Annotated in this window: 26 protein-coding genes and 3 pseudogenes; 12 read left to right on the top strand and 17 right to left on the bottom strand. The window is 51.6% G+C overall.

Features of this window, described 5'->3' with window-relative positions:
* Positions 1–251 precede the first annotated feature (251 nt).
* Both panM and NNO04_RS19050 read left to right on the top strand, forming a co-directional pair.
* On the top strand, positions 252–635 hold the full coding sequence (gene panM / locus NNO04_RS19055) for an aspartate 1-decarboxylase autocleavage activator PanM (protein ID WP_271446008.1): 384 nt from the start codon (positions 252–254) through the stop codon (positions 633–635).
* Positions 616–749: pseudogene (locus tag NNO04_RS19050) on the top strand (hypothetical protein). Before panM ends, NNO04_RS19050 begins: the two are co-directional and overlap by 20 nt.
* 83 nt (positions 750–832) lie before the next feature.
* Here NNO04_RS19050 and livJ read toward each other — a convergent pair.
* From livJ to ftsY, 6 genes are all read right to left on the bottom strand, one after another.
* Entirely contained in the window at positions 833–1,936 is a 1,104-nt protein-coding gene (gene livJ / locus NNO04_RS19045) for a branched chain amino acid ABC transporter substrate-binding protein LivJ (RefSeq protein WP_271446004.1), read from the bottom strand.
* A 205-nt stretch (positions 1,937–2,141) separates the two neighbouring features.
* The gene (locus NNO04_RS19040; protein WP_271446003.1) at positions 2,142–3,407 is read right to left on the bottom strand and encodes a 4-aminobutyrate--2-oxoglutarate transaminase; all 1,266 of its coding nucleotides are present in this window, start codon (positions 3,405–3,407) and stop codon (positions 2,142–2,144) included.
* A 130-nt stretch (positions 3,408–3,537) separates the two neighbouring features.
* Complete coding sequence (rpoH, locus tag NNO04_RS19035) at positions 3,538–4,392, bottom strand: RNA polymerase sigma factor RpoH (RefSeq protein ID WP_271446002.1); 855 nt, start codon at positions 4,390–4,392, stop codon at positions 3,538–3,540.
* A gap of 253 nt (positions 4,393–4,645) precedes the next feature.
* Positions 4,646–5,704, bottom strand: coding sequence for a permease-like cell division protein FtsX (gene ftsX / locus NNO04_RS19030; RefSeq protein ID WP_271446001.1), 1,059 nt, complete (start codon positions 5,702–5,704; stop codon positions 4,646–4,648).
* Positions 5,697–6,365 (bottom strand): cell division ATP-binding protein FtsE, encoded by a 669-nt coding sequence (gene ftsE / locus NNO04_RS19025; RefSeq protein ID WP_162380682.1) that lies wholly within the window; start codon positions 6,363–6,365, stop codon positions 5,697–5,699. The genes ftsX and ftsE overlap by 8 nt, the downstream gene beginning before the upstream one ends.
* 2 nt (positions 6,366–6,367) lie before the next feature.
* Complete coding sequence (ftsY, locus tag NNO04_RS19020) at positions 6,368–7,957, bottom strand: signal recognition particle-docking protein FtsY (protein ID WP_271446007.1); 1,590 nt, start codon at positions 7,955–7,957, stop codon at positions 6,368–6,370.
* A 150-nt stretch (positions 7,958–8,107) separates the two neighbouring features.
* On the opposite strand from ftsY, the gene rsmD reads away from it, so the two are divergent.
* Both rsmD and NNO04_RS19010 read left to right on the top strand, forming a co-directional pair.
* Positions 8,108–8,683, top strand: a complete 576-nt coding sequence (gene rsmD, locus NNO04_RS19015) for a 16S rRNA (guanine(966)-N(2))-methyltransferase (RefSeq protein ID WP_271446000.1) — start codon at positions 8,108–8,110, stop codon at positions 8,681–8,683.
* Positions 8,684–8,693: 10 nt separating this feature from the next.
* Entirely contained in the window at positions 8,694–8,969 is a 276-nt protein-coding gene (locus NNO04_RS19010) for a DUF1145 family protein (protein ID WP_162380684.1), read from the top strand.
* Positions 8,970–8,992: 23 nt separating this feature from the next.
* Here NNO04_RS19010 and NNO04_RS19005 read toward each other — a convergent pair whose 3' ends face one another.
* On the bottom strand, positions 8,993–9,361 hold the full coding sequence (locus NNO04_RS19005; protein WP_271445999.1) for a DUF2500 domain-containing protein: 369 nt from the start codon (positions 9,359–9,361) through the stop codon (positions 8,993–8,995).
* Positions 9,362–9,502: 141 nt separating this feature from the next.
* On the opposite strand from NNO04_RS19005, the gene NNO04_RS19000 reads away from it, so the two are divergent.
* Positions 9,503–10,129, top strand: a complete 627-nt coding sequence (locus NNO04_RS19000) for a lysoplasmalogenase (protein ID WP_271445998.1) — start codon at positions 9,503–9,505, stop codon at positions 10,127–10,129.
* 76 nt (positions 10,130–10,205) lie between these two features.
* Positions 10,206–12,407: a Zn(II)/Cd(II)/Pb(II) translocating P-type ATPase ZntA gene (gene zntA, locus NNO04_RS18995; protein WP_271445997.1), complete on the top strand. Its 2,202-nt coding sequence runs from the start codon at positions 10,206–10,208 to the stop codon at positions 12,405–12,407.
* Between the two features lie 27 nt (positions 12,408–12,434).
* Here zntA and tusA read toward each other — a convergent pair whose 3' ends face one another.
* A complete protein-coding gene (gene tusA, locus NNO04_RS18990) occupies positions 12,435–12,680 on the bottom strand; it encodes a sulfurtransferase TusA (RefSeq protein WP_162380688.1) in 246 nt (81 codons plus the stop codon).
* Between the two features lie 297 nt (positions 12,681–12,977).
* Here tusA and NNO04_RS18985 point away from each other — a divergent pair, with 297 nt between their 5' ends.
* Together NNO04_RS18985 and NNO04_RS18980 are read left to right on the top strand one after the other, a co-directional pair.
* Entirely contained in the window at positions 12,978–13,643 is a 666-nt protein-coding gene (locus tag NNO04_RS18985; protein WP_271445996.1) for a 7-cyano-7-deazaguanine/7-aminomethyl-7-deazaguanine transporter, read from the top strand.
* A 72-nt stretch (positions 13,644–13,715) separates the two neighbouring features.
* Positions 13,716–14,273 carry a DcrB family lipoprotein gene (locus NNO04_RS18980; RefSeq protein WP_271445995.1) on the top strand — a complete coding sequence of 186 codons (558 nt, stop codon included), beginning with the start codon at positions 13,716–13,718 and terminating at the stop codon, positions 14,271–14,273.
* Between the two features lie 3 nt (positions 14,274–14,276).
* Here the strand turns inward: NNO04_RS18980 and NNO04_RS18975 are convergent, their stop codons facing one another.
* The gene (locus NNO04_RS18975; RefSeq protein ID WP_271445994.1) at positions 14,277–15,536 is read right to left on the bottom strand and encodes an MFS transporter; all 1,260 of its coding nucleotides are present in this window, start codon (positions 15,534–15,536) and stop codon (positions 14,277–14,279) included.
* 91 nt (positions 15,537–15,627) lie between these two features.
* Between NNO04_RS18975 and NNO04_RS18970 the strand changes: the two genes are divergently transcribed.
* From NNO04_RS18970 to nikR, 4 genes and pseudogenes are all read left to right on the top strand, one after another.
* Complete coding sequence (locus NNO04_RS18970; RefSeq protein WP_271445993.1) at positions 15,628–16,677, top strand: AI-2E family transporter; 1,050 nt, start codon at positions 15,628–15,630, stop codon at positions 16,675–16,677.
* Between the two features lie 54 nt (positions 16,678–16,731).
* Positions 16,732–17,319: a 4'-phosphopantetheinyl transferase AcpT gene (gene acpT, locus NNO04_RS18965; protein WP_271445992.1), complete on the top strand. Its 588-nt coding sequence runs from the start codon at positions 16,732–16,734 to the stop codon at positions 17,317–17,319.
* A gap of 65 nt (positions 17,320–17,384) precedes the next feature.
* A pseudogene (nikE, locus tag NNO04_RS18960) lies at positions 17,385–17,597 on the top strand (nickel import ATP-binding protein NikE); the annotation flags it as partial.
* 12 nt (positions 17,598–17,609) lie between these two features.
* The gene (nikR, locus tag NNO04_RS18955) at positions 17,610–18,011 is read left to right on the top strand and encodes a nickel-responsive transcriptional regulator NikR (RefSeq protein WP_271445991.1); all 402 of its coding nucleotides are present in this window, start codon (positions 17,610–17,612) and stop codon (positions 18,009–18,011) included.
* A gap of 660 nt (positions 18,012–18,671) precedes the next feature.
* Here nikR and NNO04_RS18950 read toward each other — a convergent pair.
* The 8 genes and pseudogenes from NNO04_RS18950 to fimA all read right to left on the bottom strand — a co-directional run.
* A pseudogene (locus NNO04_RS18950) lies at positions 18,672–19,204 on the bottom strand (IS630 family transposase); the annotation flags it as partial.
* A gap of 658 nt (positions 19,205–19,862) precedes the next feature.
* Positions 19,863–20,822, bottom strand: coding sequence for a fimbrial protein (locus NNO04_RS18945; protein ID WP_271445990.1), 960 nt, complete (start codon positions 20,820–20,822; stop codon positions 19,863–19,865).
* Between the two features lie 114 nt (positions 20,823–20,936).
* Positions 20,937–21,434, bottom strand: a complete 498-nt coding sequence (locus NNO04_RS18940) for a fimbrial protein (protein ID WP_333909005.1) — start codon at positions 21,432–21,434, stop codon at positions 20,937–20,939.
* A gap of 23 nt (positions 21,435–21,457) precedes the next feature.
* Complete coding sequence (locus tag NNO04_RS18935; protein ID WP_271445989.1) at positions 21,458–21,991, bottom strand: fimbrial protein; 534 nt, start codon at positions 21,989–21,991, stop codon at positions 21,458–21,460.
* Between the two features lie 7 nt (positions 21,992–21,998).
* Positions 21,999–24,590 carry a fimbrial biogenesis usher protein gene (locus tag NNO04_RS18930; protein ID WP_271445988.1) on the bottom strand — a complete coding sequence of 864 codons (2,592 nt, stop codon included), beginning with the start codon at positions 24,588–24,590 and terminating at the stop codon, positions 21,999–22,001.
* Between the two features lie 94 nt (positions 24,591–24,684).
* A complete protein-coding gene (locus tag NNO04_RS18925) occupies positions 24,685–25,359 on the bottom strand; it encodes a fimbria/pilus periplasmic chaperone (RefSeq protein WP_271446006.1) in 675 nt (224 codons plus the stop codon).
* A gap of 79 nt (positions 25,360–25,438) precedes the next feature.
* The gene (locus NNO04_RS18920) at positions 25,439–25,954 is read right to left on the bottom strand and encodes a fimbrial protein (RefSeq protein WP_271446005.1); all 516 of its coding nucleotides are present in this window, start codon (positions 25,952–25,954) and stop codon (positions 25,439–25,441) included.
* A 102-nt stretch (positions 25,955–26,056) separates the two neighbouring features.
* Positions 26,057–26,599, bottom strand: a complete 543-nt coding sequence (gene fimA, locus NNO04_RS18915) for a type 1 fimbrial major subunit FimA (RefSeq protein WP_271445987.1) — start codon at positions 26,597–26,599, stop codon at positions 26,057–26,059.
* Positions 26,600–26,634 lie beyond the last annotated feature (35 nt).

The raw sequence follows: 26,634 nt of genomic DNA, 5'->3' as shown, positions 1-26,634 counted from the left end.
ATATTCTGCTTTTCACTATAGATAAACAAAAAAAAGCGCCGTTGTCAGCATAAAATAACGGTACAAAGGACGGAATAAAACACTGCCTTTCAGGGAATTATTCTGCCTAATTTTCATTCTCTAATGTTTCAAACTGTACTTTTCGCTGTCAAAAAATTAATCACCTAACAAATGATAGAAAAAAGAGAAAGCCTCCGGAGAAATTATTTCGGTAAACTGTCCCCATCTTTTGAGATTTGGACATGCTGTTGATGAAGCTGACCATCATTCGTATAGAAAACTTCAGCGCCCAGGATCGCATCGATCTGGGTAAAATTTGGCCGGAATATTCAGACGCCTCCTTAACGCTTGATGAGACGCACCGGATCTACGCCGCGCGCTTTAATGAACGTCTGCTGGGAGCAGTGCGGGTCACGCTCGGTTCAACGCAAGGCGCTCTGGATTCATTGCGTATACGAGAAGTCACACGACGTCGTGGCGTGGGGCAATATTTGGTCGAAGAAGTGCTGCGCGATAACCCGAACATCGTCTCCTGGTGGATGGCGGATGTCGGCGTTGAGGACCGGGATGTGATGACGGCGTTTATGCAGGCGCTGGGATTTACGACCCAGGAGAATGGCTGGGAAAAGCGGTAAAAGAAAGCCGGGTGGCGGCTACGCCTTACCCGGCCTACATGTTGGGAGAAAAGATAAAAAACCACCTCGCAATTTTCCAAGAATTTCGTGTTGCAGGAAGGCGGCAAGTTATGAAATCCCCGGGAGCTTACATAAGTAAGTGACCGGGGTTGAATAACGTAGCCAACGCACCTGCAGCGCGAAAGGCGCCAGGAAAATTATTTCGCGTCAGTCGCCGTACCGTTGGCGTGCCAGTCAAAGACACCGAATTCGAAGCCCTTCAGGTCGCCTTTCTCATCCCAGGAGAGCGGGCCCATCACGGTTTCTACAGTGTTCGCTTTCAGGTAGTTGGCGATCTCAGCCGGATCTTCAGACTGATTCAGGCCGGCCTGCAGAGATTGCAGCGCTGCGTAGGTGGTCCATACAAATGCGCCGCTTGGATCCTGTTTCTTCGCCTTGATGGCATCCACAATCGGTTTGTTCGCCGGAACCTGATCGTAGTTCTTCGGCTTCGTCACCAGCATACCTTCGGCAGATTCACCGGCAATGTTAGACAGGGAGACGTTCGCCACCCCTTCTGGTCCCATAAACTGCGTTTTCAGACCCGCCGCGCGCGCCTGACGCAGGATCTGTCCCATCTCCGGGTGGTAGCCGCCGTAGTAGACGAAGTCGATGTTCTCTTTCTTCAAACGCGCCACCAGCGTGGAGAAATCTTTTTCGCCAGCCGTGATACCGTCAAAGAACACCACGTTACCGTTACCTTTCTTCAGACCGTCCTGAACGGCACGCGCCAGACCTTCTCCGTATTGCTGTTTATCATGAATGATCGCGATACGCTTCGGCTTCACGCTATCCAGAATATATTTCGCGGCCGTAGGACCCTGGTCAGAATCCAGACCAGTGGTACGCAGAAGCAATTTATAGCCACGCGCGGTCAGTTCCGGCGCGGTTGCCGCTGGCGTGATCATCAGAATGCCTTCGTCTTCATAGATGTCAGACGCAGGCTGGGTGGATGAGGAACACAGGTGACCAATAACGTACTTAATACCGTCGTTAACCACTTTGTTGGCGACCGCGACCGCTTGTTTCGGGTCACAGGCATCGTCATATTTCACCGCGACCAGTTTGTCGCCTTTAATGCCGCCTTTCGCGTTGATATCGGCAATCGCCTGCTCCGCACCCGTAAACTCCTGATCGCCATACTGCGCGACCGGACCCGACATAGCGCCGACGACCGCGACTTTAATATCCTTAGCAAATGCCATATTGCTCAAAGACAGGGCGATACATCCTGCCAATAACGCTTTACCCTTCATATTCATCCTGAGAATCCCCATTATCGTGGTTATTACGTATGTTGTGATGTTGTTGTTTAGCACTTTATATCGATTATTGGATAGCTGCCCGTGCTTTAGCAGCATACTATGCTAAAACATACCCGATTTTTATGATTTTGGAATAGCTAATTTGACAGTCAGATAACAAGTTCATGACAAAAAAGTGGCCGCCGCGACGGGCGGCGCAGGTTTATCGTGTCAGCGAGTGCGTAATAATCTCCAGCGCTTTGCGAAATTGCGCGTCGGGGATAGTCAGCGGGTAGAGAAAGCGGATCACATTGCCGTAAACGCCGCAGCTAAGCAGCAAGAGCCCTTGCGCCAGCGCTTTACTCTGCACCTGGCGAGTAAATTCAGGAGACGGCTGGCCGGAAGAGGGGCAGTTAAACTCCACCGCCACCATTGAGCCCTGCGCACGAATATCCGCAATATACGGACAATTCGCTTTAGCCGTGTTGAGCGCCTCAACCAGATGCTGACCTAACGCGGCGGCACGCGCGCACAGCTTCTCTTCATCAATCACATCCAGTACAGCATGTGCGGCGGCAACGGCCAGCGGATTCCCGGCGTAGGTGCCGCCGAGTCCTCCAGGCGCCGGGGCATCCATAATATCGGCGCGTCCGGCAACCGCCGACAGCGGCATCCCGCCCGCCAGACTTTTCGCCATCGTGATGAGGTCGGGTTGTACGTTGTAATGTTCCATCGCAAACAGTTTGCCGGTACGGGCAAAACCGGTCTGTACCTCATCGGCAATCAGGAGAATACCGTGGGTATCGCACAGCGCACGCAGCTCGTGCATAAACTCACCGGGCGCGACGTTAAAACCTCCTTCACCCTGCACTGGCTCAAGGATTACCGCCGCTACCTGATCCGGTGCAATATCCGCTTTGAAAATTCGCTCCAGGCTTTGTAGCGCGTCTGCCGTGCTGACCCCGTGCAACGCATTAGGATACTGGGCGTGATAAACCGATCCGGGAAACGGACCGAAGCCGATTTTGTAGGGGGCGACCTTTCCGGTCAGCGCCATCGTCATAAAGGTTCGCCCGTGGAAGGCGCCGCCGAAGGTAATCAGTCCGGGCCTTTTGGTGTATGCACGGGCGATCTTCACCGCGTTCTCTACCGCTTCCGCCCCGGTAGAGAAAAATGCTGTTTTTGTCGGACCGTTGATGGGGACACGTTCGTTGATGCGTTCCGCGAGCCGGACATAGCTTTCATAAGGAACGATTTGATAAGCCGTATGGGTGAATGACTGAAGCTGTTTCTCAATGGCCGCAATAATTTTTGGGTGTCGATGGCCGGTGTTGAGCACGGCAATACCGGCAGCAAAATCAATCACCTCATTACCTTCCACGTCCCACAGCGTGGCGTTTTCTGCTCTGTCGGCATAAAAATCGCACATCACGCCGATCCCGCGCGGCGTTGCCTGCAAACGCCGTTCATTCAGTTCGTTATTTTTCATTTCCATCCCCTAAGATGCGCACAACCCATCGGTAAGTGTTTGCCAGGGGATGAAAATTCGCCAGAGCAGGCGTTAAAAAAACAAAACCCCCGAATGTACATTCGAGGGTTTATCGGGGACTTCGCGTGAATTACGCTTCGATAGCGACGCGAAGTTTTTTCATGGCATTCTTTTCAAGCTGGCGCACACGTTCTGCGGAAACGCCATAACGATCGGCCAGCTCCTGCAACGTAGACTTGTTATCTTCATCCAGCCAACGCGCACGAATGATGTCCTGGCTACGTTCGTCCAGCCCCTGCATAGCGTCGATCAGACGGTTTGCCGCCTGCTCTTCCCAGTTGTCATCTTCAATGCCGTCGGCAAAGTTAGACGATTTGTCCTGCAGATAGAGCACTGGTGCCATCGGCTGGCTGTCGGACTCATCATCCGAAGACATATCAAACGTCATGTCCTGAGCCGCCATACGGGATTCCATTTCGCGGACGTCTTTGCTGGAAACGCCCAGTTCGCGCGCCACCATTTCCACTTCATCCTGATTAAACCAGCCCAGACGCTGCTTGGTTTTACGCAGGTTGAAGAACAGCTTACGCTGCGCTTTGGTCGTCGCCACTTTGACGATACGCCAGTTACGCAGAACATATTCGTGGATCTCAGCTTTGATCCAGTGCACGGCGAAGGAGACCAGGCGCACACCCACTTCCGGGTTAAAACGGCGCACGGCTTTCATCAGACCGATGTTACCTTCCTGAATCAGATCCGCCTGCGGCAGGCCATAGCCCGCATAGTTACGAGCAACATGAACAACAAAGCGCAGGTGAGACAGAATCAGCGTTTTAGCTGCTTCCAGATCGCCCTGGTAATGCAGCTTTTCAGCCAGTGCCCGCTCCTCGTCAGCCGACAACATCGGCCACGCGTTCGCAGCCCGGATGTAAGACTCCAGGTTACCAACAGGGGCTAAAGCTAAATTTTGCATTTCTTTGGTCATTCAAATCCTCTCAATCTTTATCTTCCGGCGTTACAACAACAATCATGCCAGAGCTTATGAGCAACGAGAATATCATTCACATTTTTATCAGACAGTGATTCTATCCACAAGTTCAATGCAACGCTGTGAATAAACTACGCACAAAATGTGACACCGTTTTGAAAAATACGAGGGCAGGGACAGGAGATTTTTACTGAAGCTCTTTCCCTGCGAACGGGAATTCATTGCAGGGAAAGATTATATCACGATTTTTTTAGTCAGGAGTAAAGTGACGTAAATGTTGTACCGTGGCAAGCCAGGCTGCCACCCAGCCGATCATTGAGCACACCAGCAACAACAGCAGACACTCGTCGAACGATAACCCGTTGATATCAAATTTCGTTCCGAAAACCTGCGCCACTTCCGTCACGGCGGACGACAGTCGCATCACCAAAATTTCTGACAAAATCAGAGAAAGAAAGGCACCGGAAAAGCCCAGCAGCGCGCCGCCATACAGGAACGGACGCAGAATAAAACCGTCTGTCGCACCGATCAGTTTCTGTACATTAATGGTATCGCGGCGGGCAAAAATGCTCAGTCGCACACTGTTGCCGATGACGAGGAATACCGCCGCCACCATCAGTACGCCGATCATCGCCGATACCCGCCCCACCAGGCCGGTCAGCGCCGCCAGACGAGCAAACCAGCTATCATCCATGCGCACTTCGTCGATACCGTTAATTTGCGAAACGCGATCGCGCAGCGTATTCAGTGAGTCGGTTCCCTGAAAATCGAGCTTTGGTATCACTACCGCCACGGCTGGTAGCGGGTTCTCTTCCAGCATGTCCAGCGCGCCGCCAAATCCAGACCAGTTACGGAATTCGCCCAGCGCGTCGTCTCGCGACAGGTAATTCACTTTTTCCACGCCCTGCTCAGCCTGTAACTGCGCCACCACTCCTGCCGCGGCGTCATCATCCAGCGTTTTTTGCAAATACACGGTGATCTGCGGAGAAGGGTAATATTGCGTCGCCGCATGGTTCACGTTTTTGTACACCATGTAGCACACGCTTGGCAGGGTCAGGGAAATCGCGATAACCATCACCGTCAGAAACGTCGCTAACGGCTTGCTTTTCAGATCCTGTAACGCCCCCTGGAACGCATAGCGAACCTGTTCGTTAAAGACGTTAGTTTTACGCGAGTTCGGTTTTGGCGCAGACTTCGCACGCTTTGGCGCATTGCGGCCACCGTCTGGGGACGTACCGCCAGATTTACGGAAGCGGTCCAGTCGACCGCCGAATTGCCTGATTTGATTAATCGCGTCGCGCTTATTCACGGGCCTCGCCTCCATGCAAATGTCCATCGCTCAGGGTCAGCATCCGATACGAACGACGGGAAATGAGCCCCAGGTCGTGCGTTGCCATCAGTACCGTTACCCCGACGCGGTTAAACTCTTCGAACAGACGTAAGATCCCTTCCGACAGGGCGTCATCCAGGTTCCCGGTCGGTTCATCCGCCAGTAACACTGCCGGTTTGTTTACCACTGCCCGGGCAATGCCCACACGCTGCTGTTCACCGCCGGAGAGTTGAATCGGGAAGTTTTTCGCTTTGTCCAACAGGCCAACTTTATCCAGCGCCGCCGACACGCGACGACGAATATCGTCTCCGCTGGCGCCCGCGATAATCAGCGGGATCGCCACGTTGTCGTAGACCGTACGGTCCATCAACAGGTGGTGATCCTGGAAAATCATCCCGATCTGACGGCGCAGAAACGGCACTTCACGGTTTTTCAAACGCGTGATGTCATGCCCGCTGAAATAGATTTTCCCGGCGCTTGGCCGCTCAATTCCACAGATCAGCTTCAGCAGGGTACTTTTCCCTGCGCCTGAGTGACCGGTCAGGAATGCCATCTCGCCAGGCTGCATGTGGAATGTGACCCCTTGCAGCGCTTGTCTCCCACCGAGATAGGCCTTGCTGACATGTTCAAAGCGAATCATTGTTAATCCTCTCGGGCAAAAAGTGCCTCTATAAAATCGCCCGCTTTAAACGGACGTAAATCCTCGATACGTTCGCCCACACCAATATAGCGGATAGGAATGCCAAACTGATCGGCAACCGAGAAGATAACCCCCCCTTTCGCCGTTCCGTCCAGCTTGGTCAGCGTGATACCGGTTAACCCCACCGCTTCGTGGAACAGTTTGGCCTGGCTTATCGCATTCTGCCCGGTACTGGCATCGATAGTCAGCATAACTTCATGCGGCGCATCTTCGTCCAGTTTCTTCATGACGCGAACGATTTTTTTCAATTCTTCCATCAGGTGCGCTTTGTTCTGCAAGCGACCTGCCGTATCAGCGATCAGCACGTCAACGTTACGCGCCTTCGCCGCCTGAATCGCATCAAAGATCACGGAAGCGGAATCTGCGCCCGTGTGCTGAGCAATCACCGGAATATTGTTACGTTGCCCCCACACCTGCAACTGCTCCACCGCAGCGGCGCGGAAGGTGTCCCCTGCCGCCAGCATCACGGATTTGCCCTGCTGTTCAAATTGACGCGCCAGCTTACCGATAGTGGTGGTTTTACCCACGCCGTTAACGCCAACCATTAAAATAACAAACGGAGTTTTGCCTTCCACATTCAGCGGTTCATCGACTTTCGCCAGAATTTCGCCCATTTCATCCTTGAGCAATCCGTAGAGCGCTTCGGCGTCGCGCAGTTGTTTACGGCTCGCGCCGTCGGTCAGATTAGCAATAATCTTGCGAGTGGTTTCCACCCCGACGTCGGCGATCAGCAACTGTTCTTCCAGCTCTTCGAAGAGATCATCGTCGATTTTCTTGCCACGGAACAGACTGATAAATCCGGAACCGAGGTTTTCTTTGGTTTTCAGCAGACTGCGTTTCAGGCGCGCAAAGAAACCTTCTTTGGTCGGCTTTTCTTGCTCCTGAGCACTCTCTTCACCCGGAGTGTCTTCAACCGGCGTCTCTTCTTCCGCCTCTGCGGCGTCAACAACCGCCGGTTCTGTCTCTGCTACTTCTTCTGCAGCGTCGGCGGCCAGCGCCTGCGCTTCCAGCTCTTCGTCGGTTAATTCGGGCTCGTTTTCCGCCACTACCTCAACCGCCTCAATGATTTCGACGGTTTCCGCTTCCGCCTGCCACTCCTGCGGTGAAATGTCTTCGGCTTTCACCTCTTCCGGCAACGGCAGTTCTTCATGTTCGATAACATCGGTAACAGCAACGGTCGGTGTCTGTGTTTCAACAACCGGTTCTTCGACGATAACAGCGGGCGTCTCTTCCCCTTCTGGCTGTGGTTCAACCTCGGGTTCTACCGGCGCGGCTTCAACAATCGCAGGCTCCGGCTGTGTTTTTTCACTTTCGGCAACCTGCTCTGTGACCTCTACCACCTCAGCGGCAAAGGCTTCCGATTCAGCGTCTTTGTGCGGTTCCGTGGCGTGCTGTTGCTCTTCAGTCGCAACAACCTCATCAGTAACCTGTTGTTGTTCTTCGCTTTTTAGTTCTGTCTCGTTTTCCGGTGCCTGCTCTTTTTGACCAAAGCCCAGCCAGGAAAAAAAGCCACGTTTTTTCTCTTTCGCCATTTGCGACCACACTCCCCGCTGTTGCTTCATGGCACAGCGTCAACGCTATGTACATAGCAGCTAAAAAAATGATGAAATAGTCTATCACTTAACTTAATTCACATCACCGCCTGGTATTACGTATCAGCCGCGGATTGAGCCATTATTGACATGAAAAAACCGAATCACTCAGGCAGCGGTCAAATCCGCATTATTGGCGGACAATGGCGAGGCCGTAAACTCCCGGTTCCGGACAGCCCAGGTCTACGCCCGACGACGGATCGCGTCCGCGAAACGCTGTTCAACTGGCTGGCTCCCGTGATGGTCGACGCCCACTGTCTGGACTGTTTTGCGGGCAGCGGCGCACTGGGGCTGGAGGCGTTGTCCCGCTACGCGGCAAGCGCGACGCTCCTGGAGATGGATCGCGCGGTTTCGCAACAGTTGCAAAAAAATCTGGCGACGCTGAAAGCCAGCAATGCCCGAGTCATCAATGCCAACACCCTGGCGCATCTTGCCCAAACCGGGACGCCGCACAACGTGGTCTTCGTCGATCCGCCCTTTCGTAAAGGACTGCTGGAAGAGACGCTGACGTTGCTGGAAACGCACGGCTGGCTGGCTGATGAAGCCTATATTTATGTTGAAAGTGAAGTCGAAAACGGTCTGCCGCCGGTTCCGGAAAACTGGTCGCTGTATCGCGAGAAAGTGGCCGGGCAAGTCGCATACCGTTTATATCAAAGAGAAAAATAAGGAGAACGTAATGCTGATTAATCTGGGACGGTTGTTGATGCTCTGCGTCTGGGCATTTTTGTTGCTTAACGTAGTACAACCTTTCCCACGGCCACTCAATATCTTCGTGAACGTCGCGCTGATTTTTATGGCGTTGATGCACGGTATGCAGCTCGCGTTGCTGAAAAGCACCCTGCCAAAAGAGGGGCCGCAAATGACTAACGGCGAGAAAATCCGCATTTTCCTGTTCGGTGTGTTTGAACTGCTGGTCTGGCAGAAGAAACTGAAGTCACAGATGAAGAAGTGATTTTTTTGCCCGGTGGCGCCAGGTTACCGGGCCTCAGTCTGACTGACAAAATCGACAAAACGCGTTCCCTTGTAGCTCAGCGTGCCTTTGTCTCCCACGGTCAGCGCATGATATTGCTGTTCATCAAGACGGAAGGTTTGTTCCAGACCGCCGCTCTGCGGTTTAAAGCTCGCTTCATAACGCATACTCGTGCCCGCCGGGGTGACCTGCTGCTGGCGCGAGCGCCGGTCATTGAGCGGTTTTTCGCGTTTGTTGCTGACCACTACCGACTTTTGCAGTAACGGCGCACTCTCGTTATCTGCTTTTTCTCGCCGCTGTTGAACAAAACGAAACGACGCAGCAATAACAATCAACCCAATGATAATAATGAAAAAAAGAGGTGGCTTACTCATGTTTTTAACCCATCAGAAAATGCGGAAATAAGCATACCCTGCCTGTTATGGTGTTGTCATCCGCCTGTACCCGCCTCTACACTGGACACTAAGACCGTGAGCATGTCGCTTGCGAAAAAATAACGAATTCAAGGAACTAAGATGCTTTGGTCGTTTATCGCTGTCTGTCTTTCCGCATGGTTATTTGTGGATGCGTCTTATCGTGGGCCTGCGTGGCAACGTTGGGTCTTTAAACCCGTCACCCTCTTACTCCTGCTGTTACTTGCCTGGCAAGCACCGATGTTCAGTGCCGTCAGTTACCTGGTACTTGCGGGATTGTGCGCCACACTGGTGGGCGACGCACTGACGCTGTTGCCTCGCCAGCGCCTGCTGTATGCCATTGGCGCGTTCTTCCTGTCGCACCTGCTGTACACCATCTACTTCGCCAGTCAGATGACACTCTCCTTTTTCTGGCCACTGCCGCTGGTACTGCTGGCGCTGGGCGCGTTGCTGATCGCGGTCATCTGGACGCGTCTGGAAGAGTTACGTTGGCCGGTGTGTACGTTTATCGCGATGACGCTGGTGATGGTCTGGCTGGCCGGTGAACTGTGGTTCTTCCGTCCCACCGCGCCGGCATTTTCTGCGTTTATGGGGGCGGCATTGCTGTTCGTTGGCAATATTGTCTGGCTGGGAAGCCACTACCGCTATCGCTTCCGTGCGGATAACGCGATTGCCGCCGCCTGCTACTTCGCGGGGCACTTCCTGATTGTTCGCTCACTTTATCTCTAATAACGCTTGACTCTGGAGTCGACTCCAGAGTGTATCCTCCGGTTAATGAGAAAATTATCATCGACCGGAGGATGCCATGTCGACACCCGAAACTAACGGCAAAAAGGCACCACAATTTTCATCCTTTACGCTTGCTCCCGCGCCACAGAAGTCAGATGACTGCTGCTGTGAAGGGGCATGTAACGCCTCTGCCCCCCCTGTTTCCGACACCATTGAAGGCACCCGTTATACCTGGAAAGTCGCAGGTATGGATTGCGCCGCCTGTGCGCGGAAAGTCGAGAATGCGGTACGCCAGGTGAGTGGCGTCAATCAGGTTCAGGTTCTCTTCGCGACGGAAAAACTGGTGGTAGACGCGGGCACCGATCTGCGTCAGCAAATTGAACGCGCCGTACAAAACGCGGGCTACACCCTGCGCGACGAGCAGGCACGCGAAGAGACTTCTGCATCGCGCTTTAAAGAAAATCTGCCGCTGGTCACACTCATCCTGCTGATGGCGCTCAGTTGGGGGCTTGAACAGTTCAACCATCCTTTTGGTCAGTTCGCGTTCATCGCCACCACGCTGGTCGGTCTCTACCCTATCGCCCGCCAGGCGCTGCGCCTGATGAAAACCGGCAGCTACTTCGCGATTGAAACGTTGATGAGCGTCGCCGCCATTGGCGCGCTGTTTATTGGCGCAACCGCAGAAGCAGCAATGGTGCTGCTGTTGTTCCTGATTGGCGAACGTCTGGAAGGTTGGGCGGCCAGCCGCGCCCGTAAAGGGGTCAGCGCGCTGATGGCGCTGAAACCAGAAACCGCCACACGCATCCGTAACGGCCAGCGTGAAGAGGTGGCGATCAATACCCTGCAACCAGGCGATATGATTGAAGTTGCCGCTGGTGGCCGCTTGCCTGCCGACGGCAAACTGGTTTCCGCTTTTGCCAGTTTTGATGAGAGTGCGCTGACGGGAGAATCCATCCCGGTTGAACGCGCAACAGGCGAAAAGGTCCCCGCTGGCGCTACCAGCGTTGACCGCCTTGTGACGCTCGAAGTGCTTTCAGAACCGGGCGCCAGTGCGATTGACCGTATTCTGAAGCTGATTGAAGAGGCTGAAGAACGCCGTGCGCCGATCGAACGTTTTATCGATCGCTTCAGCCGAATTTATACCCCGGCGATCATGGCCATCGCGCTGCTGGTCGCTCTTGTTCCACCGCTGCTGTTCGCCGCCTCATGGCAGGAGTGGATTTATAAAGGTCTGACCCTACTGCTGATTGGTTGCCCGTGTGCTCTGGTTATCTCAACACCCGCCGCCATTACCTCCGGACTGGCAGCGGCGGCACGTCGTGGCGCGCTGATCAAAGGGGGGGCGGCGCTGGAGCAACTGGGCAGAGTCACCCATGTCGCCTTTGATAAAACCGGTACGCTGACGGTCGGGAAACCCCAGGTTACCGCTATCCATCCGGCAGCAGAGATCAGCGAATCTGACCTGCTGGCGCTGGCAGCAGCGGTGGAACAGGGAGCAACGCACCCACTGGCACAGGCGATTGTCCGTGAAGCACAAACCCGTGAATTGACCATCCCGGCGGCCCTGGCACAACGTGCGCTGGTCGGTTCCGGCATTGAAGCGCTGGTCAACGGCGAGCGCGTGCTGATTTGCGCGGCGGGTAAACAACCTGCCGACGCCTTCTCCGGAGTGATCAACGAACTGGAAAACGCCGGACAAACAGTAGTGCTGGTGCTGCGTAACGAAGCGGTACTTGGCGTGATTGCGCTACAGGATACATTGCGTGAGGATGCCCACACCGCCGTTAGCGAGCTCAAAACGTTAGGGGTGAATGGCGTGATCCTGACCGGCGATAACCCGCGAGCAGCCGCCGCCATCGCCAGTGAGCTGGGGCTGGAATTTAAAGCCGGGCTGCTGCCGGAAGATAAGGTCAAGGCAGTTTCAGCCCTTAACCAGCAGTCGCCGCTGGCGATGGTTGGCGACGGGATTAACGACGCCCCCGCCATGAAAGCGGCCACGATCGGCATCGCGATGGGAAGCGGTACGGATGTCGCGCTGGAAACCGCCGATGCTGCCCTGACCCATAACCGCCTGCGCGGGCTGGTTCAGATGATTCAACTGGCGCGCGCGACCCACGCCAATATTCGCCAGAACATCACCATCGCGCTGGGGTTAAAAGGGATTTTCCTCGTCACGACGCTGCTGGGGATAACCGGCCTCTGGCTGGCGGTGCTGGCAGATACGGGGGCGACGGTGCTGGTGACCGCGAACGCGCTGCGGCTGTTACGTAAAGGATAGTGTCTCTTTCCCGCCTGATGGCACCGCTTACTGACCTTTACGGATCAAATAGCGATACGGCAGTGATTCCGTCTCTTTCGCTAACAGTTCATGTTCCATAAAGGTACAAAAACCGGGAATATCGCGGGTCGTCGCCGGATCGTCGGCGACGATCAACAGCGTTTCGCCTGTCTGCATGTTGCGCACAGTTTTACGCACCATCATTACAGGTTCCGGGCAGCGCAGTCCCTGAGCATCAAGCGTATGGTCGGGGGTGGAAAGCAGATCGGTCATCTTCGTCTCATTTACGCAAAAAACGGCCGTAGTTTACGCCCAGTTTGCGAGTAAGCCAATCAGGTTAACGATTGCGTGAAAAACAACCATTGCATTACTTAATTAAAGCAGTATCATGCGGCGGCTTAAAAATGTTAAGACGCGTTATTCGCCCAGCCAGTTTGATTGAGACCAGCGCCCGGAGCGTACATCCAGTACGAGAAGAGCGCGAGCACTGCCCGATATCAACACGGCAAGTAAAATAGCGTGCAGCACGAAATGGGTTCCCTCACCCCAATTTAACTAAAAAGGTACAATATGACGCAGTTCACTCAAATGCAGCGCGTAAATGCGTTGTTCTGGTTATCGCTATTCCATTTGCTGGTGATCACCTCCAGTAACTATCTGGTGCAGCTCCCGGTTTCCATTTTTGGTTTCCACACTACGTGGGGCGCGTTCAGCTTTCCCTTTATTTTTCTCGCCACCGATCTAACCGTGCGTATTTTTGGCGCGTCGCTGGCACGCCGGATCATCTTTGCCGTGATGATCCCGGCTCTGCTGATCTCCTATGTCATCTCGTCGCTGTTCTATATGGGCTCCTGGCAGGGATTTGGCGCGCTGTTGCACTTCAACCTGTTTGTTGCCCGTATCGCCGCGGCCAGTTTTATGGCTTACGCGTTGGGGCAGATTTTGGATGTGCATGTCTTTAATCGCCTGCGTCAGAATCGTCGCTGGTGGCTGGCGCCGACAGCCTCGACGCTGTTTGGTAACGTCAGTGACACGCTCGCCTTCTTCTTTATCGCCTTCTGGCGTAGCCCGGACGCGTTTATGGCCGAGCACTGGATGGAAATAGCCCTCGTCGACTACGCTTTCAAGGTGCTGATCAGCCTCGTCTTCTTCCTGCCGATGTATGGCGTATTACTGAATATGTTGCTGAAAAGACTGGCAGATAAATCCGAAATCTCGGCATTGCAGACGAGTTAAAGGTTCGTTTTCCGAGTTGTGATAAGATGGGCGAATGAGCCGTTATGGCCGTTTATCGAAAGGAAGAAGTCAATGCGCAATCTGGTTAAATATGTCGGTATTGGCCTGCTGGTTATGGGGCTTGCGGCCTGTGATAACAGCGATACGAAAGCTCCGGCAGAGGGTGCCGCTGCAGAAAGTAACGCAACCGGACAACCTGTCAGCCTGATGGATGGCAAACTCAGCTTTTCACTGCCGGCAGATATGACCGATCAGAGCGGCAAGCTGGGGACTCAGGCCAATAATATGCACGTCTATTCTGACGCCACCGGCCAGAAAGCCGTCATTGTGATTGTGGGCGACGACACCAAAGAAGAGCTGGCCGTGCTGGCGAAGCGTCTGGAAGAGCAACAGCGTAGCCGCGACCCGCAATTGCAGGTCGTGACCAACAAATCTATCGAGCTGAAAGGCCACACGCTTCAGCAGTTAGACAGCATTATCTCGGCGAAAGGCCAGACTGCTTACTCTTCCGTCGTACTGGGTAAAGTGGGCAACCAACTGCTGACCCTGCAGATCACGCTGCCTGCGGACGATCAGCAAAAAGCGCAAACTGCCGCTGAAAACATCATTAACACGCTGGTCATCCAGTAACGGTTAAGACGATGATACGGTCTCCTGCAATGCTGCCGGAGGCCGTTTTTTTAACCGCCAGGTCAACAAAAAGGCGACTGCCACCAGTCCTGCCGCCGCCAGATAGATAACCGGCACCCCCGTCCATGTCATGACCAGCCCAGCCAGCGGCCCGGTGACGCCCAACGATAAATCCATAAACACCGTATAGGTTGCCAACGCTGCGCCCTGGTTTTGCTGCGGTACCGCTTTTACCGCCACCACGCCCAGCGCCGGGAAGACCAGCGAGAACCCCGCTCCTGCCAGCAATACGCCGATTTTTGCCATCCACGGCATGACCGCCATCCCCACCAGCAACAGCCCGACGACCTCCACAGCAAAACAGATCATCGCCACATTTAAACCACCGATCCGATTGATGCCATTGGGGAACAACAGACGCGTACCGACAAACGCACAGCTAAACAGCGTGAGGGCGAATGCCGCGCCGTCCCAGCCTTTGGCGTCATAAAACAGAGTGATAAAGGTGGCGATCACACCAAATCCGGCAGTCGCCAGCGATAAAACCAGGCCGTACAGCCAGACACGTCCAAGAACGGCGCGAAACGGCAAGGGCTTGCCTTTACTGGCTTTAACGGCGGGACGCGGGAGCGCAAACAACACCGCCAGCAAGGCAACGCCCATAATCGTCAGCGCCAGCCCTTGCAAACCGCCCCAGTCGTAGAACAGCACGCCGAGCGGTGCCCCCATCGCCATCGCTCCGTAGGTGACAATCCCGTTCCATGAAATCACCCGCCCAATGTGCAACGACCCCACCACTCCGACGCCCCACAGCGTGGAGCCGGTTCCTGCAAAACTTTGGCCGACACCTAAGATCACCCGTCCCAGACACAGCAGCAGTAAGCTCGCTATCGGCCAGCCACTGGTGACGCCCGCCAGAAAATAGCTCAGGCCACTTAAAAAACAGCCGCACAGACCGAATACCACGATTTTTTTCGGTCCCAGGAGATCGGCAAAACGCCCGGCATGGGGCCGACTCAGGAGGGTAGCGAAGTATTGCAGACTGATCACCAACCCCGCCCAGAAAGCGCTGAATCCCATCACATCATGAACATAGCCAGGCAGTACCGCGAGCGGCAGGCCGATGGTCAGATAGCTGGCGAAGTTAAAAATGACAACCGAGACGATGCGTAGATTAAGACGCAATCCATTGAGCGTCGGTTCAGCGACGGGTTCTGGCATGGGATCCACCACGTTCTTACAACAGTGTTTCATTTCTATCATGCCCGGCCACGAAAATCAGCAGTAAGATTCGGATTAGCAGCTGCAAGCCAGCCGCTACACTTAGCAAACGAAACACAAGAAGGACGTAGACATGACAACCCCTCAGCCCGACAAAACGGGTTTGCACATCCTGCTAAAACTGGCGGCATTAGTGGTCATTCTGGCCGGTCTTCATGCGGCAGCAGATATCATTGTGCAACTCTTACTGGCGCTCTTTTTCGCCATTGTCCTGAACCCGCTGGTCACCTGGTTCATTCGTCGGGGTTTGCGTCGTCCGTTGGCGATCACGCTGGTGGTCGTGGTGATGCTCATCGTTCTCACTGCGGTGATCGGCGTGCTGGCCTCCTCGGTGAATGAGTTCATTGCCATGCTGCCGAAATACAACAAAGAACTGACGCGCAAACTCCTGCATCTGCAAGAGATGGTGCCGTTTCTCAATCTCCATTTGTCGCCAGAGCGTATGCTGCAACGCCTCGATTCCGACAAACTGATGACCTTCACCACTGCGCTGATGACCGGGTTATCAGGGGCGATGGCCAGTGTTGTTCTGTTGGTGATGACCGTCGTGTTCATGCTATTTGAAGTCCGCCACGTCCCATACAAACTGCGTTTTGCGCTGAACAATCCGCAGATCCACATTGCCGGTCTGCATCGAGCGTTAAAAGGTGTCTCGCACTATCTGGCGCTGAAAACGCTGCTGAGTTTATGGACCGGCGCTATTATCTGGCTGGGGCTTGCGTTGATGGGGATTCAGTTTGCGCTCATGTGGGGCGTGCTGGCCTTCCTGCTGAACTATGTCCCCAATATTGGATCGGTGATTTCTGCGGTGCCGCCCATGATCCAGGCCCTGCTATTTAACGGGTTTTATGAGTGTATCCTGGTGGGCGCACTCTTTTTGGTGGTCCATATGGTCATCGGTAATATCCTGGAACCGCGCATCATGGGACATCGTCTGGGCATGTCCACTCTCGTGGTCTTTCTCTCATTACTGGTATGGGGATGGTTATTAGGTCCGGTAGGTATGTTACTTTCTGTTCCCTTAACAAGCGTGTGCAAGATTTGGATGGAAACCACCAAAGGCGGCAGCAAACTGGCGATATTACTGGGGCCAGGACGACCCAAGAGCCGATTACCGGGATAAGATGACAAATGATACACTGTATAAATTCCATTATTATTAAACGTTGGTCCTGATATGTACCGGATCGTACTGGGAAAAGTGTCGACACTGAGCAAAGGCGCGTTACCGTCTTCGCTGTACGCCCAAGCCCCACAAGGCAAGCGCCGTGCACGTTGGCTGGCGGGCCGTGTGCTGCTTTCCCACGCGCTTTCACCCTTGCCCGAGATTGTATACGGCGAACAGGGGAAACCGGCGTTTTCAGCCCAGACCCCACTGTGGTTCAATCTGAGCCACAGCGGCGATGACATCGTCCTGCTGCTGAGTGACGAAGGCGAGGTGGGTTGCGACCTCGAAATCATCCGTCCACGCCATAACTGGCAGGCGCTGGCCAATGCGGTCTTCAGCCTCGGAGAACATGCCGAAATGGAAGCTGAGCATCCGGACCTGCAGTTGGCCGCGTTCTGGCGCATCTGGACGCGTAAAGAAGCGATGGTGAAACAGCGCGGCGGCAGCGCCTGGCAAATCGTCAGCGTCGACAGCACACTCGCTTCTGCCTTGTCGGTCAGCCACTGTCAGCTTGGTGCATTGAGCCTGTCCGTATGCACCCCTACGCCGTTTCAGGTAACCGCCGCATCGGTGCAGCGACTGGACGCGGTTGCCTGACACAACTTCTGAGAAACACGGGCATCCCGCGCCCGCGTCTCCCTATTTACGCTACGATTTTCGTAATGCAGCAGCAGTTCGGCTGCGCCTGTCTGTTTATCACTCACAATTTACGGCGGGTAGAGCGCTTTTGCCATCGCGTGATGGGGATGGAAGAAGGCAAAATTGTTGAGACGCAGGATGTGGGCAATGCATTAACATTTTCCACTGACGCCGGACGTATGCTACAAAATGCGGTACTTCCCGCATTTCCCGTGCGCAGCAGTCAGAAATTATAAGGTTTAGCTCAGATGCAACGTGTCACCATCACCCTCGATGACGATTTACTGGAAACGCTGGACAGCCTGAGTCAGCGCCGTGGTTACAATAACCGCTCGGAAGCGATCCGCGATATTCTGCGCGACGCGCTGGCACAGGAGACGACACAAGAGCACGGCACCCAGGGTTTCGCAGTGCTTTCTTACGTTTATGAGCACGAGAAGCGCGATCTAGCCAGCCGCATTGTCTCAACACAGCACCACCACCATGATTTGTCCGTCGCCACCTTGCATGTGCACATCAATCACGACGACTGTCTGGAGATTGCCGTCCTGAAAGGTGACATGGGCGACGTCCAGCATTTTGCCGATGATGTCATCGCTCAGCGCGGTGTGCGTCACGGTCATTTGCAGTGTCTGCCGAAGGAAGAGTGATATCCGTTGCCTGATAGCGGCTGCACACAGCCGCTGTGGCGCGCGATGACCAGATGGCGGGCTATCACGCGTAATTCTTCACGGACAAGCACATCCAAAATCAGTTTTTTCTGGTGTTTACCTGTCGCTCAGGTTGGGCTACGCGTGGGCTGGCTGTGGCCTGATAATAAAGTTTGTAGCTTAGAGGGAATTTTTCAGTAAAAAAGTTTGTAGTTACATTAAGTACATACCTGTGAGACAAAACAGTGGGTTGTCAGATCTATCTCCCACACCGAATCGTAATTCTGAGGCTAAGTTAGGAAGATGGGATTCGTGACCACCTGATTGCTGACCTACCGAATGCTACATATCTGCACCTCTGAGTGCATTTAATGGCGTTTTGGTGCAGCTACAGTCACCATGCTGCTTGCGGAGGTTCTGACCTGGGCTGCGTCATGCCTCCGATCCCGCGGTACCCTACGAATGCACCTTTCATGCCCTGCTGTATGCGCCAGCAGAGCACTGGCACCGCCTTACGGCGAAACCGCCCTTACCTGGACGATGTTCGACACTGGCTGAGCTGATGCGGAACTGTCCGCAGGATCAGTTTGTCCTTGCCGTTTCGTCTGTTTATCTCCGAGCCATCGAGGACGATATCCTGGACGGATTGCCAGCCCTGAACAAGGCTCCAGCAAGATAGTATTTTCATTCTGGCCCGGCGTGACCACTCGGTTTTGCTGTCCACTAAACTGCCAGTCTGCGCCGATTTTTTGGTTGAGATGGATATCTACTCCATCCTCATAAAAGACCGGGTATTCTGCACTGCATCCACCCAGTGCTTTATGGATTGCAGCCATTTTTTCATCCTTATGGGGATCGCGGACACACAACGTTGGTGCGGCTCTGCGCCATACCAATCCAGCAGATGGCAGCCAGCGACGCACAGTCCCGGCATGCAACTGACACCCGGTTATCTCATTGATTTTTACTGTCAGTAATTCGGTGCTCCAGTGCGAGCGTTGATAACCAAAATCACCGGGAGAATGTGTTATCAGTTCACGTAACAAGGTGCAGATATGCTCAAAAGGCCAGCGTCGGGAACATCCTGCGGGCAAGGAGTTCAGGCCTTCAACACCAGATACCGTGAACCAGTCAATCCAGCGCCCAACTGGTGAACGGGCGCGACAAAGCGTTCTGGCGACATCGCTCACCCTAGTGAAGCATCAATTACACTATAATCTAAGAATAAATCACACATAATGGATGTAATATCATCACATTTAATTAGCAAATCAAAGGCAAAGGGGGTTGGTGTAAGGTTTCTGGACCTCCTTTCAAATACTGCATCATCAAAATTCAAGCAAAACCTGTGCAACATAATGCTTACGGTAGAATTAGAGCACTTTAAAACTGCACTTACAATGCTGATTTTTCTATATTTCATATAAGCAACAAAAAATATAATTGAGTTGAGATCAATCTGTTTTAACTTGTTAAAATTAGAAGCGTGAGTCATTTCTTATATCCCTTGCTGTGTTATATCTATGATTTAAATCTTCTAACCATTTAATTCAATTGTTAGCACTCAGAAAAAAAACACATTATTGTCACGCACCTCAGAAAGGTTAAAACTGGCTCATTCGGATGTTATTTCGTGTCTATTTTTACTGAGTGGTTTAACATCTCGAAAACCCTACATTATTCATAACCCCCAAAAACAGAGACGCCACAATACAACTATTAAATAAACATGACATATTTCTTCTCAATACACACAACCTTGAACATAGATATAAAAGCATTTAACACCAAGACTATCGCGAACATTTAACACCGAACCCTTGATATATTTCAAATATCTTCCTCCTAAATTTAAGGGTATACAAAAGTGACTCCTACAACTGACTGTACATCGCCAGCCGTAATACCTTGACCTGTTGCAGCATAATTTGCTGTCAACCCCAAACTCACGGGTGAAGTACCAACAACACCTAATCTGATATTCGTATTAGCTGCAACTGGTGTACCATTTGCGGAAAGCTGAATCCCCACCCCCTGAGCAGGTAAGCCTGCAGTATTGGTGAATATACTAGTATTATCTGTAACCGTTGTCCCTGAGAGATAATAAGCAACCTCCCTATCTTCCGCACAATGCACTGATAACGGTACATCAACAGCATTACCAGGGTAATCAGGCAAAACAACATTTACATCACGCGCAGAAACATCACAGGTCCCTAAAAGAACCATCACATCCCCCGACGAAATGATGTTCCATGTATAATCAATAGGATCATAGCTACCTCCATCGTAGCCTATCCACTCCTTATGCATATGTAATTGAGCCACTCTATCCCCAGCATGGATAAATACCCCGCTTACCACGAAGTCTGCAACTGGTTTAATATAGAGCCGTAAAGGTAAAAAAATAGGGTTATCCTGCGAACTTGGGAGGAAGCGTATCGATACAGAATCGCCAGTCAGCGGAAAGGGATAAGTCGACCCGTTGAATACTAACTGACCAAGCATTCCCTGTAACAATCCCGAAAAATCAGAGCCAGAACTAAAGTGTGCAATATCATAAACCCCAGAATCATCAGATAGATTGTAGCCGTTCTCGTACCAACATTTTACTGAATTAGACAAATCCACAATGAGGTTCTGCCCCAATCCGATCTGGGGCTGCAGATTAACGTATACATCCGCAGAACCAGATGAAAATGACTGACCTGTACTAACCTCACAAAGAAAAGCATTTGCTTTAAGAACTATACAAAAGAACACAATGCCTATAAGTTTAGCCGACGTTGCTCTCAGAGAGATACTATTCATATTGCACTCTTTAAAATATACACATTACGATGAATAATTGAGTTTCATTTAGTTGATAAATATAAAACCAAATAATTACTACGATGAATAAGTTCGACTTGTTCTCAACAAGAATTATTGGTAGGTATAATTCACATCAATCGCGCCCTGAACAGTCCCCTGCGTTGTATTGCCATTGACGCTTAGTGCCCTGACTTGCAGCGGTATACTGACGCTTGTACCTGTTACGGCAACAGTTTTGGCGGTTCCGTTGCTAAGGTTTAGGCCACCACTATCCTGAAGCTGCAGTTGCAGGTTGGTTGCCGTACCATTATTTGCGTAATACTCCGCGGCAACCGAATCTGCAGTTCCGCTAAAGGTAGCAATGACACTGCTAGTACCTACTGGACAACCGGTCAATTCGAGCGTTACATCTTTCCAGGCTGATGCGCTACCTGCAGAACTCAAATCCTGAGCATACATATCCCCGAGGTCGACCGAGGCTGACGTCGTCGAAACAGTACAGGGCCTGGCAACCACTTTACCGGTGATGGTAATTGTGGCGTCAGCAGCCATAGCTCCTCCACTCGCTATAACCATCGTCATAAACAGTGCTGGTGCGAATAATTTCATTTTCAACACCCCTCTAAAGTTAATTACTGAAATTCCAGTGTGTATGTTGCTGATGCACTAATCCGGCCGGGCGTTACCGGCAGTTGTATTGCCGTCAGTCGCCCGTAAAAATTAAGAGTTTTATCCTGACCGGGGATGATGCGAATCAAACTAAGCTCTGATGACGACGCATTCAGTGCTACAACCTGCCGTGTGCTATCCAGCACTTCTATGGCCAGTCCGGTGGCAGATGCAGGAATGCTATCCAGTCTGAGTAAATCACTATTTTGTGGGGCAGTCGTCCCGGTAAAGCCCACCCTCACGCCGGTTACTGATGTACTGCAGTTAGTAAGAGCAATACTAAAAGACACAGCTGGTGAATGATCCCCTACCTGATTGAACAGTGAAGAAGAGTTACTCAGCAAATTAACTGTAAAATCCTCAGAACCTGCAGCCACATTACAAGTGCGCTCTTTCACATTACCTGTAATGGAAATATTGCTTTCAGCAGCCATCCCTAAAATCGATAACAGGCATCCACACAGACATGACAGGTATAATGTTGCTCGCTTCACCATCTATTCCTTACCGGCATACGGTCGTCACATTTATCAGCGCCTGCGTTTGGCTCTCAGATGGCACATGGTAACCCGCCACGCATTCTGCGCTGACGTCATTGCCCCATTTCACCTTCACCTCACCGGTCAGAGGTAACCCAGTCAGGTATACTTGACCATTGTCCGCCACAATCCCTGTAGACTGACTCTGGTCAGCGGTTGCTATAGCACCAAACGGAACTGGTTTGCCGTTAAACACTAGCGTCATTAGTACCTTGAGACCAACACGCGCCTTAAAGTCAGCTCGTACTACCGCACCATGCGTAGGCACGACGCTGACAACCGCTTCATCCAGGTCTACGTTATCTGCCAGCGTATTTGTGTTGAGCGACACACGGTTTTCGCGATAATCCGTTGCATATGGCAGTACTGTGTATCCACGCCAGTCAGTATGAATTCCGGTCTGATTATCTACCTTCACATTGTCGGCTCCCGGTGCCTTGACCAGCACAACCGTTTCATTTAGTGGCTGACTGAATGTCACACCATTTTCATGGGCCAGCACACCACCACTTACACCATAATATACTTGCTTAGAATCGGTATTCTGGCTGTACCCAGCGTTAGCATTAGCGTTCGCTCCCCTGTAAGCCAGCGATGCATACCCTGTCCCACCACTAACCTGGGTCCCTCCCTGGTTATACCCGGTCTGTACGCTGTAACTCAGGTTGTTATCCGCTAGCAGTGAACCGGAAATCCCGGCCAGACTAGTGGAACGCCCATTAAAATCATTTGAAATTGTGCTGCTTACCCGCGCGCGCTTCCAGGCAGAATCAGTATCTGAACGCATCCAGCGACTAAACGGTACGCTGATGTTGAATGACAATAACTGGTCCCGACCTTCCTGCCAGACGCTCTTCGTCAGGCTATAATTCATTCCCAGGTTAATATCTCCCAGAACCATATTCAGACCGGCCTGTAATTGTTCATCTACTTCGTCAGTACGCCAATAACTTTGCTGACTACCACTCAGATACAGAGTAGCTTGCGTCCCCAGTTGTTGGGTCAGGCTAAGTTGCACCCGCCCACGTTTGTTGTAGGAAAGGTTGTAATAATCAAGATACGTCGGCTTAATTTCTACTGGGCCATCCTGCGCCATCACTGTATAACCACTCATTCGAGAGTACGCTGTATCTGCCAGAGTGTAAAAACCCTGTGTAGAATACCGATAACCCACCAGACGAATATTTGTGCCGTAGTCATTCAGTGATTTATTGTACAGAAAGCGCAACGACTGTCCCTGATGCTGGCTGTCATCCGACAGAGTGGCGTTAGCCTGCGTCACATCCAGTGATGCAGCCCCCAAATACCCAAGATTCTTACCCACACCGAGAGTTAAGGCCCGGTAATCTTCTGCCAGTTGCGAACCACCATAGGTGGTCCAGCCATACGGCAACCCCTGCATAATATTGAGTTCAACAAACTTAGGATTATCCCGTTGATCATTGCCACTACGGTATTCCCCTGCCGTGAAGGCATATCGGGTATGCCCTTCACGCTGCAGTATCGGAACCGACGAATAGGGTACTGTTGAAACTTGAGTGCTGCCATTTGCCTCCTTGACAATAACTTTCAAATCACCACTGCTTCCTGTTGCATATAGATCATTAATAACGAATGCACCTGGCGGGACAGTAGTCTGATAAATGGTATACCCGTTTTGCTGAACCGTAACATCTGCAACTCCCTTCGCAATTCCATGAATTTCAGGCGCAAAACCTTTTTGGCTATCGGGATACATGTTGTCTTCAGATTCCAGCTTCACGCCACGGTAGTTGATACCATCAAATATTTCCCCCCGGGTAAAACTGTCACCAAAAGTCAGACGACCGCGAAGCAGAATAATATCCCGCTCAAGCCAGGTATTAATATGCTGCCAGTCATTAATGTGCTGCCCAGCACCGCTACTGTGACTCCAGCTAGAATTATCCCGCAGACGCCAGGCCCCAACATTCAGTCCGCTCATTAGATTCAAATAGTTATAGTTACTGGTTCCGATGCTGACACTGTTAACACTGTTCCCCGTTAGGTTGTAATTCAGTAGCGCGGCGGTAATACCATTGTCCCATTTTTCCGGAGGAATATATCCGCGTGCATGATTCCCCATAAAAGCCTGCGGCACACTTACATACAAACGCTGCTCGGATACATCCAGACGTGTCGTGGCATCCATAATCATTTTAGTGAGCGGCACACAGCTATCAGCACTGAATGCTTCTATGCCTTTTACCACAGATATATTCACCCCCATGGTATTCAGCTGATTCTTTGTCAAACAGGGAACTAACTCCGTACCACTTTCCTCAGCACTGAAAACAATATCCTGATTACTTATAAAACCATCATTAATATAGATATCGACTCGATATGTTCCTGGTGGCAATTCTTGCCCTTTTTCAAAACCTGATAAATCCACCACCGCACCTTCATTACCAGAGAGAAAATTCGGGTTAAAATATACCTCACTATAAACTGGCCCATTCAGACAAACACCGCTCACACCAATAATAAATAAAACAGGATTGAGTCGATGTTCTACCCCCCGGAAGGAAATATTCATCGTTATCATTTTTAAATAATTCAACCTTCTTAGTTAGTGTGGCATTTTAACACCGTAAAACCGGAACTCATTATCTACTAAATAAAAGCAAACGTTATATCCTTACTGTTATTTTTGGCGTTAACGCACCGTAGTCATTAATTGTGCGGTAAGATATATCATTACCAGAATCTTTCGGCAGATTAATGGTTTCGGTCCCCATCGGCGGAACCATTATGCCTTTAAGTGACCGACTGCCAACACTTAACTCTGTCACGGTGATATAATAAGGGCTACTGTTTTTCAACACCAAACTGCTATCAATCCTATGAAAACTCAGCATCGTTGCAGCCTTATCCGGCGCAATGGAAAGATTGGCTGGGCGATAAAACAATTTAATACGACTAATAATAGCTAACTGTAACACGTTGCTTTTTAATTTTTCTTTATCAATTGACGGAATCGCTTTTACGCTAATCCAGAAAAGACTTTCTTTGTCATTCGGTAGCACTTTGCTGGTTGAATCAATAATGCGCAATTTATTTTCTTTTTTACCCTGCATGGTAAAAAGCGGCGGTGTCATCACAAACTGACCATCTTTATGACCATTTTCATTTTCCACCCATGACTGAATCAAGAATGTGCTTTTTTCGTCTGAACTGGTCACCGCGAGCTGCACTTGCTTCTCCCCAGCAGGGTAAATAACCCGGGTTGCCCCCAACGCAACCCCCGCACTTGCAGAAGATATATTACCCACTAGCATTACCGCCAGCAGATATCGAAATAGCATTTTGATTTTATTCACCGCTTTCTCCTTTACCGTATATAACCAATCAGTTCATACAGTCACGTATTTTTTGCACTGCCCGTTATTCATAAGTTAGGGCAAACCAGGCATGGGCATTCACTGGCCCACCGACTACATGCTGACTGGTCGACCGATATTTCGCTGTGAAATGCAATACCTCAGGCTCTTCACCTTCAGACAGATAGGTCCAGGCCTGTTGTTGTGAATTAACAGGAATAAGGTTCCCCTGATTATCAAACAAAGCCACACCAACACCTTTCGCCACCTCAGGCACGTCACCTGCTGATAACACATCCGGATTTTTACCGTCAGCCACCCCTAAAAAAGCAACCCCAACTCGTTGGCTTACGACTGTAGTGCATTCCTGCAGATGAATATCAAATGGCACAGGACCGGCGTCCTGACCCAGTGCATGAAACCAATTCGAACTAATTTGCCCCATCGGCACAATGAGCTCACGGTCTCTGGCCTCTACGCGACAGGCCTCGGCAATAATCTCGCCCTGAAAACGCATATCGCCACCAGGCAATGTTACATTGGCCCTGTTACCAGCAATGGCAACCGAAGAAAGAAGCATCGAGGTAATAACGATAGGTAATACCTTACTCACTAGCATCCTTCCTGTCCTCTGAATAAATGGGCAGTCCTTGCCCTATATGCTTTCCTGGATTATCAAGTATTACTGGTATTGAACCTGGAAGGTTGCATCAGCGTTAGCCTGTCCCGGGGTCGCTGCTCCGGTAGCAAAATAACGGGCCTGGAAAGGAATTACGTTGGTTCCATCAATCAGCGTGGTATTGGCGCTAAAAGTAGTCCCATTCAAGGACAGCGGAGTACTAGTACGGTCAAGAATCTGTATACCCACGTTTGTTGCAGAGCCAGCCGCAGAGCTCTGTAGCGCCAGAACATCAGCATTAGCCGGCATTGCCGTGCCAGTGAAGGCAACAGAAGCCTGCGTGGATACAGTTGTATCACAGTCGCTCAGTCGGATATTGAAGCCAACGGAGGGACTAGTCTGACCTGCTGTTGCCAAAGAAGCTGAACGCACCTGACCCAGTTGAATCGTCTGATCGACAGAGTCTGCATTTACTGCACAGGCAGCATTAACCACTTCGCCCACAAAATGAACGGTTCCGCCGTTTACAGTCACTGCATATGCAGAAGAAGCCATAGACAGTGCAGCAAGAACACCGACAACCACTTTTACCATCTTAATTTCCATCAAGTTTCCTTAATTAAGGATAATTAGCTTATGAG

The organism is Citrobacter sp. Awk 4, from assembly GCF_028069725.1.
GTDB lineage: Bacteria > Pseudomonadota > Gammaproteobacteria > Enterobacterales > Enterobacteriaceae > Citrobacter_D.
Note: the sequence above shows the minus strand (reverse complement) of the source record. Positions and strands in the feature narration are given on the sequence as shown.

What these genes read in the sequence shown, in the direction of transcription:
- panM (WP_271446008.1), top strand. Translation starts at nt 252, where the DNA reads ATGAAGCTGACCATCATTCGTATAGAAAACTTCAGCGCCCAGGATCGC.
- livJ (WP_271446004.1), bottom strand. Translation starts at nt 1,936, where the DNA reads ATGAATATGAAGGGTAAAGCGTTATTGGCAGGATGTATCGCCCTGTCT.
- NNO04_RS19040 (WP_271446003.1), bottom strand. Translation starts at nt 3,407, where the DNA reads ATGAAAAATAACGAACTGAATGAACGGCGTTTGCAGGCAACGCCGCGC.
- rpoH (WP_271446002.1), bottom strand. Translation starts at nt 4,392, where the DNA reads ATGACCAAAGAAATGCAAAATTTAGCTTTAGCCCCTGTTGGTAACCTG.
- ftsE (WP_162380682.1), bottom strand. Translation starts at nt 6,365, where the DNA reads ATGATTCGCTTTGAACATGTCAGCAAGGCCTATCTCGGTGGGAGACAA.
- ftsY (WP_271446007.1), bottom strand. Translation starts at nt 7,957, where the DNA reads ATGGCGAAAGAGAAAAAACGTGGCTTTTTTTCCTGGCTGGGCTTTGGT.
- rsmD (WP_271446000.1), top strand. Translation starts at nt 8,108, where the DNA reads ATGAAAAAACCGAATCACTCAGGCAGCGGTCAAATCCGCATTATTGGC.
- NNO04_RS19010 (WP_162380684.1), top strand. Translation starts at nt 8,694, where the DNA reads ATGCTGATTAATCTGGGACGGTTGTTGATGCTCTGCGTCTGGGCATTT.
- NNO04_RS19005 (WP_271445999.1), bottom strand. Translation starts at nt 9,361, where the DNA reads ATGAGTAAGCCACCTCTTTTTTTCATTATTATCATTGGGTTGATTGTT.
- NNO04_RS19000 (WP_271445998.1), top strand. Translation starts at nt 9,503, where the DNA reads ATGCTTTGGTCGTTTATCGCTGTCTGTCTTTCCGCATGGTTATTTGTG.
- zntA (WP_271445997.1), top strand. Translation starts at nt 10,206, where the DNA reads ATGTCGACACCCGAAACTAACGGCAAAAAGGCACCACAATTTTCATCC.
- tusA (WP_162380688.1), bottom strand. Translation starts at nt 12,680, where the DNA reads ATGACCGATCTGCTTTCCACCCCCGACCATACGCTTGATGCTCAGGGA.
- NNO04_RS18985 (WP_271445996.1), top strand. Translation starts at nt 12,978, where the DNA reads ATGACGCAGTTCACTCAAATGCAGCGCGTAAATGCGTTGTTCTGGTTA.
- NNO04_RS18980 (WP_271445995.1), top strand. Translation starts at nt 13,716, where the DNA reads ATGCGCAATCTGGTTAAATATGTCGGTATTGGCCTGCTGGTTATGGGG.
- NNO04_RS18975 (WP_271445994.1), bottom strand. Translation starts at nt 15,536, where the DNA reads ATGATAGAAATGAAACACTGTTGTAAGAACGTGGTGGATCCCATGCCA.
- NNO04_RS18970 (WP_271445993.1), top strand. Translation starts at nt 15,628, where the DNA reads ATGACAACCCCTCAGCCCGACAAAACGGGTTTGCACATCCTGCTAAAA.
- acpT (WP_271445992.1), top strand. Translation starts at nt 16,732, where the DNA reads ATGTACCGGATCGTACTGGGAAAAGTGTCGACACTGAGCAAAGGCGCG.
- nikR (WP_271445991.1), top strand. Translation starts at nt 17,610, where the DNA reads ATGCAACGTGTCACCATCACCCTCGATGACGATTTACTGGAAACGCTG.
- NNO04_RS18945 (WP_271445990.1), bottom strand. Translation starts at nt 20,822, where the DNA reads ATGAATAGTATCTCTCTGAGAGCAACGTCGGCTAAACTTATAGGCATT.
- NNO04_RS18940 (WP_333909005.1), bottom strand. Translation starts at nt 21,434, where the DNA reads ATGAAATTATTCGCACCAGCACTGTTTATGACGATGGTTATAGCGAGT.
- NNO04_RS18935 (WP_271445989.1), bottom strand. Translation starts at nt 21,991, where the DNA reads ATGGTGAAGCGAGCAACATTATACCTGTCATGTCTGTGTGGATGCCTG.
- NNO04_RS18930 (WP_271445988.1), bottom strand. Translation starts at nt 24,590, where the DNA reads ATGAATATTTCCTTCCGGGGGGTAGAACATCGACTCAATCCTGTTTTA.
- NNO04_RS18925 (WP_271446006.1), bottom strand. Translation starts at nt 25,359, where the DNA reads ATGCTATTTCGATATCTGCTGGCGGTAATGCTAGTGGGTAATATATCT.
- NNO04_RS18920 (WP_271446005.1), bottom strand. Translation starts at nt 25,954, where the DNA reads ATGCTTCTTTCTTCGGTTGCCATTGCTGGTAACAGGGCCAATGTAACA.
- fimA (WP_271445987.1), bottom strand. Translation starts at nt 26,599, where the DNA reads ATGGAAATTAAGATGGTAAAAGTGGTTGTCGGTGTTCTTGCTGCACTG.